General features: G+C 69.4%; 12 protein-coding genes. 6 read left to right on the top strand and 6 right to left on the bottom strand.

The features are described from left to right. Nucleotides 1-53: 53 nt before the first annotated feature. From K2W61_RS21725 to K2W61_RS21715, 3 genes are all read right to left on the bottom strand, one after another. Nucleotides 54-2,681, bottom strand: coding sequence for an AAA family ATPase (locus K2W61_RS21725; RefSeq protein ID WP_236756532.1), 2,628 nt, complete (start codon nt 2,679-2,681; stop codon nt 54-56). Then, nucleotides 2,678-3,808 (bottom strand): metallophosphoesterase family protein, encoded by a 1,131-nt coding sequence (locus K2W61_RS21720; protein WP_175135286.1) that lies wholly within the window; start codon nt 3,806-3,808, stop codon nt 2,678-2,680. The genes K2W61_RS21725 and K2W61_RS21720 overlap by 4 nt, the downstream gene beginning before the upstream one ends. Before the next feature lie 185 nt (nt 3,809-3,993). After that, on the bottom strand, nt 3,994-5,295 hold the full coding sequence (locus K2W61_RS21715) for a D-amino acid dehydrogenase (RefSeq protein WP_175135243.1): 1,302 nt from the start codon (nt 5,293-5,295) through the stop codon (nt 3,994-3,996). Between the two features lie 135 nt (nt 5,296-5,430). Here K2W61_RS21715 and K2W61_RS21710 point away from each other — a divergent pair, with 135 nt between their 5' ends. The 5 genes from K2W61_RS21710 to K2W61_RS21690 all read left to right on the top strand — a co-directional run bounded on the left by K2W61_RS21710 (nt 5,431) and on the right by K2W61_RS21690 (nt 9,501). Further along, nucleotides 5,431-5,898 carry a winged helix-turn-helix transcriptional regulator gene (locus tag K2W61_RS21710; RefSeq protein ID WP_026383576.1) on the top strand — a complete coding sequence of 156 codons (468 nt, stop codon included), beginning with the start codon at nt 5,431-5,433 and terminating at the stop codon, nt 5,896-5,898. A 109-nt stretch (nt 5,899-6,007) separates the two neighbouring features. Continuing rightward, complete coding sequence (locus K2W61_RS21705) at nt 6,008-6,682, top strand: DUF502 domain-containing protein (RefSeq protein WP_175139823.1); 675 nt, start codon at nt 6,008-6,010, stop codon at nt 6,680-6,682. A gap of 36 nt (nt 6,683-6,718) precedes the next feature. Then, on the top strand, nt 6,719-6,943 hold the full coding sequence (locus K2W61_RS21700; RefSeq protein WP_236756531.1) for an RNA-binding S4 domain-containing protein: 225 nt from the start codon (nt 6,719-6,721) through the stop codon (nt 6,941-6,943). Then, nucleotides 6,940-7,515, top strand: coding sequence for a restriction endonuclease (locus K2W61_RS21695; protein WP_175135245.1), 576 nt, complete (start codon nt 6,940-6,942; stop codon nt 7,513-7,515). The genes K2W61_RS21700 and K2W61_RS21695 overlap by 4 nt, the downstream gene beginning before the upstream one ends. A 93-nt stretch (nt 7,516-7,608) precedes the next feature. Further along, nucleotides 7,609-9,501: a tetratricopeptide repeat protein gene (locus K2W61_RS21690; protein ID WP_236756530.1), complete on the top strand. Its 1,893-nt coding sequence runs from the start codon at nt 7,609-7,611 to the stop codon at nt 9,499-9,501. Between the two features lie 82 nt (nt 9,502-9,583). On the opposite strand, the gene K2W61_RS21685 is transcribed toward K2W61_RS21690, so the two are convergent. Both K2W61_RS21685 and K2W61_RS21680 read right to left on the bottom strand, forming a co-directional pair. After that, nucleotides 9,584-10,711, bottom strand: coding sequence for an acyl-CoA dehydrogenase family protein (locus K2W61_RS21685; RefSeq protein WP_175135247.1), 1,128 nt, complete (start codon nt 10,709-10,711; stop codon nt 9,584-9,586). Nucleotides 10,712-10,838: 127 nt separating this feature from the next. Beyond that, complete coding sequence (locus K2W61_RS21680) at nt 10,839-11,285, bottom strand: Rrf2 family transcriptional regulator (protein WP_175135248.1); 447 nt, start codon at nt 11,283-11,285, stop codon at nt 10,839-10,841. A 93-nt stretch (nt 11,286-11,378) separates the two neighbouring features. Here K2W61_RS21680 and K2W61_RS21675 point away from each other — a divergent pair, with 93 nt between their 5' ends. Further along, nucleotides 11,379-12,338: an NAD(P)/FAD-dependent oxidoreductase gene (locus K2W61_RS21675; protein WP_175135249.1), complete on the top strand. Its 960-nt coding sequence runs from the start codon at nt 11,379-11,381 to the stop codon at nt 12,336-12,338. A 30-nt stretch (nt 12,339-12,368) separates the two neighbouring features. Here the strand turns inward: K2W61_RS21675 and K2W61_RS21670 are convergent, their stop codons facing one another. Continuing rightward, a complete protein-coding gene (locus K2W61_RS21670; RefSeq protein WP_236756529.1) occupies nt 12,369-13,004 on the bottom strand; it encodes a DUF2971 domain-containing protein in 636 nt (211 codons plus the stop codon). Nucleotides 13,005-13,011 lie beyond the last annotated feature (7 nt).

Here is a 13,011-nt window from a genome sequence, read left to right as displayed (position 1 = left end):
CCACGCGCTTGCCGGCACCGGTCCGCACCGGGCTTGGGCTTGGCGCCGATGCGTCAACCGCCGATGCGGCGCTGTTCGACGCCCAGGTCGCGCCAGGCTTCGCCATGGCAAGTGAACATCAGGATCTGGTGGCGCGTGGCGGCATCGAACAACGCACGCTTCATCAGGTCGCGGCGGCCATCGTCGGTGTGCACCAGCGCATCGTCCAGCAACAACAGCGTCGGCCGACCGGCCTCGCGCAGCAGGTCGGCATAGGCAAAGCGCGCCAGGATGCCCAATTGCTCACGCGTGCCGAAGCTGAGCGCGTCCAGCGGGTCCTCGCCGCCCGCGCGTTGCAAGGCCGCAGGCAGCAAGGCCTCGTCCAGGCGCAGCGCGGAATCGGGGAACAGCAGCGCCAGGTAGTGACCCAGGCGGCGCGCCAGCGGCGCCTGCAGGCGTTGGGTGGCGGCATCGCGCTTGCTCGCCAGCAGGGTCGACAGCAGATCCAGCGCCTGCGCGCGGCGCTGGAATTCGTCGCGGCGGCGCTGCAGGCGTTCGCAGGCGGCCTCGGCTTCGGACAGGCGCTCGCCCAGGCCTTGCGCGCCGGCCTGTTCCAGCTTGCCCAGCAGTTGCTGGATCTCGCTATGGCGTTTGTGCTGCGCGTCGCGTTCGATCGCGGCGGATTTCTCGTAGCGCTGGGCGTCCTGTTCCAGCAATTCCGGGCGCAGCGCCTCCAAAGCGGCTTGCGCCTGACGCAGGCGTTGTTCGAGCAGGTCATGGCCATTGCGCGCTTCGGCCAGCCGGCCGGCGCGGGCCTGGCGCTGCGCCGCGCGCTCGGGCGACTGCAGTTCGGCGCCGCGCGCGCCGGCCTGGGTCTCCAGCAGTTGGGCGCGGGCGCTGTCGGCATCCAAGGCGCGCTGGGCCGCCGCCAGCGCCTGCTCGGCTTGCGCCGCGCTGGCTTCCGCATCGCGCAGCGCCTGGCGCGCGGCGGGCGCATCGGCGTCACCTGCAGCCGCCGCCGGCGGCAGCAGCGCCAGCCTGTCGGCCAGCTGCGTGCGCCGTGCCTGAGCCTCATTGCGCTGGGCGCGCAATGCGTCCACGCCCTTGGGCGCGTGGATCGCCAGTGTCTTGCGCATGGCTTCCAGCTCGCGCTGCAAGGCGATGCCGCGCGCATGGCGTTCCTCGGCCTCGGCCGCGTGGGCCACGCCCAGGCGCGACAGCAAGGCGGCGCTGGCCGCCTGCATCTCGGCCAGCTCGCGCTTGAGCGCCGGCAGGTCCTGGCCACCCGGCTCGATGCGCAGGCGGCCCAGTCCGGGCAGTTCCAGTTCGGCCGCGGCGGTCAGCAGCAACTCGCCGCTGCCGGCCAGCGCGGCGCCGTCCAGCCGCGCCTCGCGGCCCGCCTCCAGCGCGTATGACAGGCGCGTGGCGATGGCCTGCTGGCGCAATTGCAAGTCGCCCAATGCGCGTTCGCTCTTGCGCAAGGCCTGGATGTCGGCGTCGGCGATCTCGATGCGCACGGATTCGGCCTTCAAGGTCGAGCCCTGCTCGATCAGGCGGGTGGCTTCCTCGAGCGCGCCATCCAGGCGTTCGATGTCGCGCGCCAACTGCTCGAGCTGGTGTTCGAGGTCGCGGCGGTCGGCCACGGCCTGTACGGCCGCGACCCGCTGGCGCGCCGCTTCGGCGGCGGCGGCGTGCGTGTCGCGCAGCTTGCGGGCACGGGCCAACGGCGCCTGCGCCTCATGGACCGCCGCGCGCGCAGCCCGGGCCTGCGCCGCCAGGGCCTGGAATTCGGCTTCATCCTGCTGGTCGCGGCGCACCTGTTCCTGCAGCACCGCGAGCGTCTGCGCCGCCTGGCGTTGTTCGCGTTGCAGCCCTTCGAACGCCTCGCGTTCCTTGGCCACGGCGGCCAGCCGGGCGCGCGCCTCGGCGGCGCGGGCCTCGAAGTCCTTCCACGGTTGGCCGGCCTCGGCGCGCGCATGCTCGGCGCGCAGCGCCGCCAGCCGGTCGACGTCGGCATCGAGCTGGGCCTTGGCCTGGGCGCAACTGTCACGCTCGGCCTGGGCGGCGGCGAGCGCGTCCTCCGCGTCTTTGTAGATGCCCTTGGGACGGCCATTGCGCGCGTCCAGCAAGGTGGCGCGTTCTGCGGCCACGCGCTCGTACAGCCGGTCGCCGTCGCCGGAGGCCAACTCGCCCGACAATTGCGTCAGGGCTTCGCGCAGATGGCTGCCGGCATGGCCGGCGGCGGTTTGCAGGTTCTGGCCCTCGCCCTGCTGGATCCACAGCAGGCCCGGCACGCCGGCCAGGTCGGGCTTGCTCTGGCCACGCGTGGCCAGTTCGAAACCGAGCAGCGCGGCCAGCGTGTTCTCGGCTTCCTCGCCTTCAAGGCGCTGCGCACCGCCGTCGACCAGCAGCTCGCAGCGGGCCCGCGACAGGAAGTATTTCTTCAGCTGGTAATCATGGCCGTCATGGCTGAACGCCAGCTCGACGCCGGGCCGCGCGCCGCTCTCGCCCCGTGGGGCCAGGTCGGACACGGTGCGGGTGCTGTAGCGCTCCAGGAACGCGGCGCGGATGGCCGCGGCCACGGTGCTCTTGCCGGCTTCGTTGGGGCCGACGAACAGGTTCAGGCCATCCTGCAGGCCATCCAGCACCAGCGGTTGGCGGAACTTGCGGAACTCTTCCAGGGCGATGCGCGTGAGCTTCATTGCGCGCCTCCCGCGGCCGTGCCTTCGCGCTGGAACCGCAGCAGCAGCCGCAACGCTTCGCCAGCCACCGCCGCCTGATCGGGATCGGCCTGCATGGCCCGCAACTGCGCGGCCACTTCGCCGACATAACCGCTGGCGGCCCCCAGTTGCGCCAGATCGGCCTCGTCGGGTTCGAGCAACAGGCCGGAAAAATCGGCCAGCACGGCCCTGGCCTGCGCGGCAGCCTGAGCGACGGCGCGTTGCAGCGCCTCCCAGGTCGGCACGTTGACGTGGCCCTGCAATTCCAGCCGCAGCACGTCATCGGCCCGCAGCGCCGCCAGGCGTTCGGCCAGCGCCTGGGCGTCGGTCGGCAGGCTCAGGGTTTCGGTCCAGGCCGACCAGCGGTACCTGCCGGTGGCCACGCGTTCGACCTGCGGTGCGGCGCCGGGCGCGGCGATGCGCACGTCCAGCGCATAGCCGGGTTCGTTGCCACGGAAGCGGTCCTGCTCGGGCGTGCCGGCGTACCAGGTGCGTTCGTCGATGGACAGGCAACCGTGCCAGTCGCCCAGCGCCAGGTAGTCGAGCCGCGCGCGGGCGGCGCGGTCGGGCGCGATCGGGTTGGTGGCGTCGATCGTGTCGGGCAGGCGTCCGGCCACGCTGCCGTGGGCCAGGCCGACGCGGACACGGCCGGCCTGGGATTCCATGGCGTCGAAGGCCTGGGTGACGTCGTCGTAGGTATGGCGCTGCGTGAGCGGCGCGGCCAGCACCGCGAGGTTCTGCGGCGCCAGGTCGACCACGCCCGCACGCAACGGCACCTGCACATTGGGCGGAATGCAGCCCAGTTGCGCGGCGCGGCTCCAGACGCTGTCGGCCAGCGCCGCGTCGTGGTTGCCGGCGATCATGACCCAGGGGCCGGTGTAGCCGGCCAGCGCGGCGAACAGGCGGCGGATGGTGCGGTCGGACACGGCCTGGGTGTCGAACACGTCGCCAGCCACCAGCACCGCGTCGACCTGGCGCTCGGCGGCCAGCGCGGCGATGCGCGTGACGACATCGATGCGGGCCTCGGCCAGCAAGGCGGCGTCATCGGTGTCGAACTGGCCGTACTGACGGCCGATCTGCCAATCGGCGGTATGCAGGAAATGGGTCATGCCGGGATTGTAGAGGCCCAGGCCGGCCGCCAGGGACATCCGCACGCGTGGCGCTGTCGCAGAAACATCCGCCCGGATTCGCACGGAACAACGGCCCGGCGGGCATTGTGTGCCGGCCGGGCCGTCGGGACGCCGGCTTATGGCCGGCGCCGGGGGAAAAATGGATGGGAGGGATCGACCGCGGATCAGGCGCCCTTGCCGCCCAGCACCAACGGCCGTTCAGCCGACGCGTGGCGGTCGTAGCGCGACAGCGCCAGGCCGTCGGTGCGGATCTGCGGACGCTGGCCCAGCACCTGGTCGGCCACCAGCTTGCCCGAGCCGCAGGCCATGGTCCAACCCAGCGTGCCGTGCCCCGTATTCAGGAACAGGTTGCCATAGCGGGTCGGGCCGACCACGGGCGTGCTGTCCGGCGTCATGGGGCGCAGGCCGGTCCAGAACTCGGCGCGGGCCACGTCGCCGCTGCCCGGGAACAGGTCGTCGACCACCAGTTCCAGGGTTTTGCGGCGGGCGTCCTTCAGGCGCAGGTCGAAGCCCGACAACTCGGCCATGCCGCCGACGCGGATACGGTCGTCGAAGCGGGTGACGGCGATCTTGTAGGTCTCGTCCAGGATGGTCGAGACCGGCGCGGCGGCGTCGTCCTTCATGGGGATGGTCAGCGAGTAGCCCTTGACCGGATACACCGGCAGTTCCAGGCCGAGCGGCGCCAGAAAGTCGCGGGTGTAGCTGCCGAAGGCGGCGACGTAGCGGTCGGCCGTCAGGACGTCGTTGCCGACGCGCACGCCAGTGACCTGGCCGCCGGCGGTGTTCAGGCCGCTCACCGACTGGTTGTAGCGGAACTCCACGCCCAGCGCCGCGGCCATTTCGGCCAGGCGGGTGGTGAACAGGCGGCAGTCGCCGGTCTCGTCGTTGGGCAGGCGCAGGCCGCCGGCCAGCTTGTGCAGCGAACGCGCCAAGGCCGGTTCGGCGGTCACCAGGCGGTTGCGGTCCAGCAGTTCGTAGGGCACGCCCACTTCTTCCAGCACCGCGATATCGCGGCGCGCGGCTTCCATCTGCGCCTCGGTGCGGAACAGTTGCAGCGTGCCGCGGGCGCGCTCTTCATAATGGATACCGGTGTCGGCGCGCAGTTCGCGCAGGCAGTCGCGGCTATATTCAGCCAGGCGCAGCATGCGTTCCTTGTTGACCGCGTAGCGCTCGGCCGAACAGTTGGCCAGCATCGCCGCCATCCATTTCAGCTGATACAGGCTGCCATCCAGGCGGATCGCCAACGGCGCGTGCTTCTTGAACAGCCACTTGATGGCCTTGAGCGGAATGCCAGGCGCGGCCCATGGCGTGGAATAGCCCGGCGAGACCTGGCCGGCATTGGCATAGCTGGTCTCCAGGGCGGAGCCGGGCTGGCGCTCCAGCACCGTCACTTTGGCGCCCTGACGGGCCAGGTAATAGGCGGTGGTGGTGCCGATGACGCCGCTGCCGAGGACGATGACGTGCATGATTCTTTCCGAAGTTTGGATTTGGTCGGGAATTTCGGTAGTCTAAGAGCCTGATCGCAGTGAAAAACACTGATTATTTTCATTCGGCAGTGCTTTTTCCCGGACAGACCTCCTTTTTCGACCGCCAAAAGTGAAATGCGCGACCTCGACCGTATCGACCTCAAAATCCTGGATATCCTGCAGCGCGAAGGCCGTATTTCCGTGACGGAACTGGCCGAGCGGGTGAGCCTGTCGGCCACCCCCTGCTCGGACCGCATCAAGCGCATGGAGCGCGAGGGTGTGATCTCCGGTTACCATGCGCGCGTCAATCCGGCGGCGCTCGGCAAGAACCTGCTGGTGTTCCTGGAGATCAAGCTCTCTGCCAAGTCGGGCGACGTGTTCGACAAGGTCAAGAAAGAGCTGCTGTATGTGCCCGAAGTCATGGAATGCCACCTGGTGTCGGGCGATTTCGATTACCTGGTCAAGGCCCGCCTGACCGAGATGAACGAGTACCGCCGTCTTCTGGGCGAGATCCTCAAGCGCCTGCCCGCGTCGGCCGAATCACGCAGCTATGTGGTGATGGAGGAAATCAAGGAGACCCTGTACCTGCCCGTCGACCGGTAGCAATTCCCGCGTCTTGTTACCGGACCTTGCGCCGCCTGCTGCTATGCTGGCGGCCCTTCCGGTTCGCGCGACGCGCCGAGCCCGACCCCGATTTCCTGGCTTTACGACTATGACCCGTCTCTACAAGTACTTTTTCCGTGGACTGATCACCGTCCTGCCGCTGGCGCTGACGATCTACCTGCTGTACATCTTCCTGGCCTGGACCGAGGCAGTGGCGCTGACCTTCCTGCGCCCCTTCATCGGCGGCTTCTACTTCCCGGGCCTGGGATTGCTGCTGGGCATCCTGGGCATCCTGGCGATCGGCTACCTGGTGTCCAAGGAGCGCGTCAAGCGCGTCATGACGCTGCTGGAAATGCCCTTCACCAACCTGCCGGTGGTCAAGAGCATCTATTCGTCGCTCAAGAGCTTCGCCGACTACTTCTCGCCCAGCTCCAAGGCCACCGCCCAGCAGGTGGTGATCCTGCGCATCCCGGGCCAGCAGTTGGAGCTGGTCGGCCTGGTGACGCGCCGCAGCCTGGAAGGCCTGCCGGAAGGTTTCTCCCAGGGCGACCGGGTCGCCGTCTATCTGCCGATGGGCTATATGATCGGGGGGTACACCGTGTTCGTGCCGCAGGAATGGGTGCAGCCGATCCAGATGTCGGTCGAGGAAGCCATGCGCTCGTCGCTGATTGCCTGGATGGCGCGCGCCGAAGCCCCCAATGGCCGTCCGGTGGCGCCGGCCGACGCGCCGCCCGGCCCGCCCGTGCCCCCCGCCGGCGGCAATGTGCCGGATGGCCAGGGCTGAGCGCCGCCCGCCTTTCTTTCAACAGCCGTTCTTTCCATGCCCATCATCGAATTCACGCTTGCCGAAGGCAGCCCTTTTATTGAAGTCAACCAGCTGCTCAAGGCCACCGGCGTCTGCGACAGCGGCGGCGCCGGCAAGATGCTGGTGGCCGCCGGCCGCGTGAGCGTGGGCGGCGTGGTTGAACACCGCAAGACCGCCAAGATCCGGCCCGGCCAGATCGTCACCTGCGGCGACACGCGTATCGTGGTGCGCGCATCATGAAGTTCAAGATGTCGCAGAATTCCATCTTCGCGGTGCTGCTGCGCTCGCCCTGGTGGATGAGCGCCGGCGTGGCGCTGCTGCTGTCGGCGGGCGGTTTCGCCGTCCTGCCGCTGGAGTACGCGGCCATGGGCGTGTTCGCGGCGGTGCCGTTCGCGGTGATCGCCATCATGGCGGCTTACAAGCAACTGCGCGCGCCCTCGGGCGCCCGCGTCGAGGCCGTGGCGCAAGCCGCCGCGGCCATGTCTTGGCAGCAATTCGCCGCCACGGTCGAAGCCGGCTTTCGCCGCGACGGCTGCGAGGTCGAACGGCTGCAAGGACCCGGCGCCGATTTCGCCCTGACCAAGGACGGCCACGTCGCGATGGTCGGCGCCAAGCGCTGGAAGGCCGCGCGCGTCGGCGTCGAGCCCCTGCGCGAACTGCAGACCGCGCGCGAAAAGCGCGGCGCGCGCGAAGCCATTTATATCGCCCTGGGCGAGGTATCCGACAACGCACTGCAGTACGCCCGCGCCCAGGGCGTGTCGCTGATGACGGCGCCGGAACTGGCCAAGCTGCTGCGCGACCTGAAACCCTGACCGCCGGCGCCGGGCCGGACGCCCGCGCCGATCCCAGCCGCCGCGAATGCCGCGCCCGCGCGCTTGGCGCCTGAACCCTGGAAACCACATCCCATGAGCTTCCTGAAGAAACAGCCTGGCACGCAAGCCGCCCCCGCCGCTGACGGCGCCTCGCCCGCGACTGACGCCGTGCCGGTTGCCGGACCGGACGAACAGGCCGGCATGATCCGCGCCTACGACGCCTACGGCCGCGAGATCTTCGTGCCGCGCGACCAATGGCGCGACAACGTGCTGGCCGGCGCCATCGAGCGCCACTGGGATGACGCCGATTCCCTGGCCGGCCTGATCATCCAGTCGCTTGGCGACGGTTTCATCGATGAAATGCTCAAGCCCGCCGACCGTCTGGTCGAACTGCAGCCCGGCGTCGAGCGCGGCGTGGTGCTGCAGGCCATCGTCCACATGAAAACCGGCCGCCTGGACCAGGCCGAGCGTGCCCTGCGCGACTTCATCGGCCAACATGGCGCAACCGGTGTCGTCCTGACCAACCTGGCCAAGATCCAGGACGAGCGCGGCGATGAGGCCGCCGCCCTGGAAACGCTGTGGCGCGCGCTGGAGCTGGACCCGAACCAGGACAACGGCCTGGGCTGGTACGAGGCCATCCACCGCGAGCACGGCGGCGATGCGGCCGGCGTGGCCGCCATGCGCAAGGTCGCCGCGCTGCCCGGCAGCTGGCGCGCCCAGCTGTGGCTGGCGCACGGCGAACTGGGCGCGCACAACCTGTCCGGCGCGCTCGCCATGTACCAACAAGCGCTGACGCGCGCCGGCACGCCCGCGCCCGCCGACCTGCTGGCGCAGATGAGCGGCGATCTGGGCAACGCCGGCGCGATCGAGCCGATCGTGCAGCTCGCCGGGCCGCGCTTCGATGCCGCCGTGCACGGCATCCAGGTCGGCAACAACCTGATCCGCGCCTACGTCGAACTGGGCCGGCCCGACCAGGCCCGCGCCATCCTCGACCAGCTCTACGCGCAGCAGCGCCCCGACTGGAAGGACAACCTGGCCTATTGGGACACCGAACTGGCGCGCGCCGCGCTGGGCGACGGCGCGGCCGAACCGGCGCAGATGCGGCTGGCGATGCTGCTGGGTCGCGGCCCGGTGTGGCTGACGCCCGAGTCGCCCGCGGCGGCACTGTTCACACCGGTGACGCCCGACCGTCCACTGGTGTCGTTCCTGGGCGGCTCGGCCGAGATCGGCGCGGCGCCCGAGCGCGCCGAGCGGCAACTGGCCGACGCCACCGGCCGCCTGAGCCGCGCGCTGCCGCTGTACTTCAACGAGCAGTTGGCGCTGCGCTGCGGCCTGCGCACGCAGACGCTGGTGCCGTGGCTGACCGAACCCCATCCCGGCTTCCTGCTCAGCGGCGCGGCCTGGGACGACACCGATGCCGTCGGCTACGCGCAGCAATGCGAGGCGCAAAGCGATTTCGTAGTGATCTCGCACCTGGTCACCACCGCCGAGCCGTGGCGCGCCGAGGTGCGCATGGTGCGCACCGAAGACGCCGAGTGCGTCGGCGCCCTGTCGGCCGAATTCCCGATGGCCGACCCGACCGCCGCGATTCAGCGCCTGACCGAGGAGCTGGTGGCGCTGGCAGGCCGCGTCACCGCGCGGCCGCCGTTGACGGCCCCGGCCCACTATACGGTCCCGGACGGCGCGGCCTTCCCGTATTACCTGCTGCGCCTGGAGCAGTTGCTGGCGGTGCGCTGCAACGGCGCCAACCCGGACCAGCCCGGGCAGCTCAATGGCGAACGCGAGATCCTGGACGGCAACCTGCGCCAGTGCCTGGATTTTCCGCACAGCGTCAACGCGCGCCTGCTGCTGGCGCAGACGGTGCGCGCCATGAAGACGGTACGGCCCGACGTAGCCGGCGAGTTCGAGGAAAAGATCGCGCGGCTGCAACGCGAGCAGCCACTGGCGGCGCCGGCGCAGGCCGCGGTGCAGGCCCTGCTGGACTGAGACCCGGCGGGCGCGGCGTTCTGCCCTGCCCGCCACGTCCAGCGCGCCGCCGGCGCGGGCGGCCGCCAAACGGCGCCTCCGCTTACAGCGCGCGCGCGATCACCAACCGCTGGATATCGCTGGTGCCTTCGTAGATCTGGCACACGCGCACATCGCGATAGATGCGTTCGACCGGGAAGTCGGCCAGGTAGCCATAGCCGCCCAGCGTCTGGATGGCGGCCGAGCAGACCTTCTCGGCCATTTCTGAAGCGAACAGCTTGGCCATCGAGGCCTCGGTCAGCGCCGGCCGGCCGGCCTCGCGCAACGCGGCCGCGTGCAGCACCATCTGGCGCGCCGCGTGGATCTGCGTGGCCATGTCCGCCAGCCGGAACGACACCGCCTGGTGCTCCATGATCGGTTTGCCGAAAGCCTGGCGGTCGCGCGCATAGTCGCGCGCGCACTCGAACGCCGCGCGCGCCATGCCGACCGATTGGGCGGCGATGCCGATGCGCCCGCCCTCCAGGTTCGACAGCGCGATCCTGTAACCCTCGCCCTCCTCGCCCAGCCGCCACGCGGCGGGAATACGCATGTCCTCGAAGGCGATCTGGCAGGTATCCGACAGATGCTGGCCGAGCTTGTCTTCGACCCGCACCACCTGATAGCCCGGCGTGTCGGTCGGCACGATGAAGGCCGAGATGCCGCGCTTGCCGGCCTGCGGGTCGGTCACCGCGAACACGATCACCAACTGCCCGGTGCGGCCCGAGGTGATGAACTGCTTGGCGCCGTTGAGCACGTAGTGGTCGCCATCGCGCACCGCGCGGGTGCGCAGGCTGCTGGCGTCGGAACCAGCCTGCGGTTCGGTCAGCGCGAAGCCGCCGATGGACGCACCGCTGGCGAGCGGCCGCAGGAACTGGTCTTTCTGCGCGTCGGTGCCGTACTTCAGGATCGGCATGCAGGCGACCGAGTTGTGCACGCTCATGATGGTCGAGCAGGCGCCGTTGCCGGCCGCGATCTCTTCGAGCGCCACGGCGTACGACAGGTAGCCGCTGGCGTTGCCGTCCCATTCCTCCGGCACCAGCATGCCGAAAAAGCCCAGCTCGGCCATTTCGCGGATGGCATCGGCCGGATAGTGGTGTTCGCGGTCCCAGCGCTCCGAATTCGGCGCCAGGCGTTCCTGCGCAAAACGGTGCGCCATGTCCTGGACGCTGAGTTGTTCTTCGGTCAAAAGCATGTCGATGTCTCCTGGTCGGGCAGTGCCGGACTGGCGCGGGTGAGCGCCGTCCATGTTCTCTTGCGCGGGCCGGCGGCCCGGGATGCGGGCGCGGCACGCTTGCGAGGATACACCGGCGGCGGGCGCCCTAGCGTTCGCCGCAGTGCGGATGCCGCTTGAGCCGTCGATGGAAGTCCTGCGCCAGCTGGTCCATGCGGATCGTCGCGAAGCGTTCCAGCAGCAGGCGGCGAGATTCGGCCATCGCGCCCTCGAGCCCGGCGTTGACGGCCTGCTCCACCAGGCATTTCGGTTCGCTCTGGTCCAGCCCGAGCGCGAAGATCGGCGGCTCGCCCAGCGCCTGGTAGACATCCAGCAAGGTCAGCCCGGACAACGGGCGCGTCAGCACCCAGCCGCCCCCGTGGCCCTTCTCCGATTGCACGTAACCGCGGTCGCGCAGGCCGGACATCATGCGCCGCACCACCACGGGATTGGTGTTGAGCATCTTGCCGATGGTCTCGGAGGTCAGCGGCGCATCCTGCTCCGCCATGTGCAGCAGCACATGCAGCATGCGGGACAGACGGTTATCGCTGCGCATGGAAAGACTCCTGATTCATGGTTTGAAACATTATAAGTTGCATGACTGTCGCCGCCCGCCGTATCATGCAACTTTTAAAGTATCGAGAAAGTCATGTCGCCCGCAAAACCGCCCCTCTGCTACGACGCCATCATCATCGGCGGCAGCTTCGCCGGCCTGTCGGCCGCCATGCAACTGGCCCGTGCCCGACGCCGCATCGCACTGGTTGACGCCGGCCAGCCGCGCAACCGATTCGCGGCCCATTCGCATGGTTTCCTGGGCCAGGACGGCAATACGCCGGCCGGGATCGTGGCCGTGGGCCGCGCCCAGTTGGCCGCCTACCGCACGGTGGATTGCATCGACGGCACCGCCGCCAGCGCCAGCGGCGAATCGGGACGCTTCCGCATCACCCTGGAAGACGGCCGCGAACTGCGCGGCGCCCGCCTGATCCTGGCCATCGGCGTGCGCGACGAACTGCCCGCCCTGCCCGGCCTCGCCGAACGCTGGGGCCGTTCGGTGCTGCATTGCCCCTATTGCCACGGCTATGAAGTGGCCGACCAGCCGCTCGGCGTGCTGGCCGCCCATCCCATGTCTTCGCACCAGGCGGCGTTGCTGCCCGATTGGGGGCCGACCACCTATTTCACGCAGGGGCAGTTCGAGCCGGATGCCGAACAGGCCGCGCTACTGGCCGCCCGCGGCGTGCGCATCGAGCGCACCCCGGTGACACAGTTGCTGGGCCCGGCGCCACGCATCGACGCGGTGCAACTGGCCGATGGCCGCCGCCTGCTGGTCAATGCGCTGTTCGTCGCCAGCCGCGTGCACATGGCCAGCCCGCTGGCCATGCAACTGGGCTGCGCCTTCGACGAGGGACCGCTGGGGCCCTACCTGCGGGTGGATGATTTCAAGCAGACCACGGTGCCCGGCGTCCATGCGGCGGGCGATGCGAGCATGGCGATGGGCAATGCCACGCTGGCCAGCGCCTCGGGGGTGATGGCCGGCTTCGGCGTGCATCAATCGCTGGTGCGCGAAGGCCCGGTCAAGTGCTGGCCTGCACCGCCCAGCCGGCCGGCATGAGAAAACGCGCGTCCGGCTAGCGCGGGTCTGTCATGGCAGCGCCTTGCGGCCCGCGCTGGCGAATTTCTTCCAATCCTCGTTCTCGACCAGGGTCGAACGGAACACACGCAGCTTTTCGCAGCCCTTGATCGACTTGAGCACCTTCTTGACCTGATCGCACACCGTGGCCGGCAGCCACGGGCTGAGCGTGACGCGCTTGATGGTCGCCGGCGCCACCGGGATGCGCAGCACCGGGGTATCGCGGGTCCTGCGGCAGACGAACAGGCGGAACTCCTTTTCGTCGCGGAAGGCATGACGCTTGAGGAACGGCAGGTCGGCCTCAGCCGGCGGCTGCTCGCGCAGCGACTTGATGGTGCGGTACTGCACCGTCTCGGCCCGCAGGTCGGGCACGCCGCGCACCTGCGCCACCAGCTTTTCCTTGTCGAACTCGACGCAGACCCCGCCGCTGCCGTGCGAGAACACGCGCCAGTGGTGATAGGTCTCGGAGGCCTCGGCCATGCACAGCGCATAAATGCCCTGCAGGCGCTTGGCGCGCGCGTATTCCTCGATGTAGAACGAGTCGTTGCGGTCGTCCCACGCCTTCGGGTTGAGCAGCGCCAGTTCGCCCGTATGCAGGTAGTCGATCAGGTAGGGAAGCTCGGTGTATCTGCGCAACGAGGTGGCCAAGGCGGTG

This window comes from Achromobacter pulmonis, from assembly GCF_021733725.1.
Taxonomy (GTDB): Bacteria; Pseudomonadota; Gammaproteobacteria; order Burkholderiales; family Burkholderiaceae_B; genus Achromobacter; species Achromobacter pulmonis.
The sequence above is the reverse complement of the archived record's forward strand: the minus strand, read 5'-3'. Positions and strand labels throughout refer to the sequence as shown.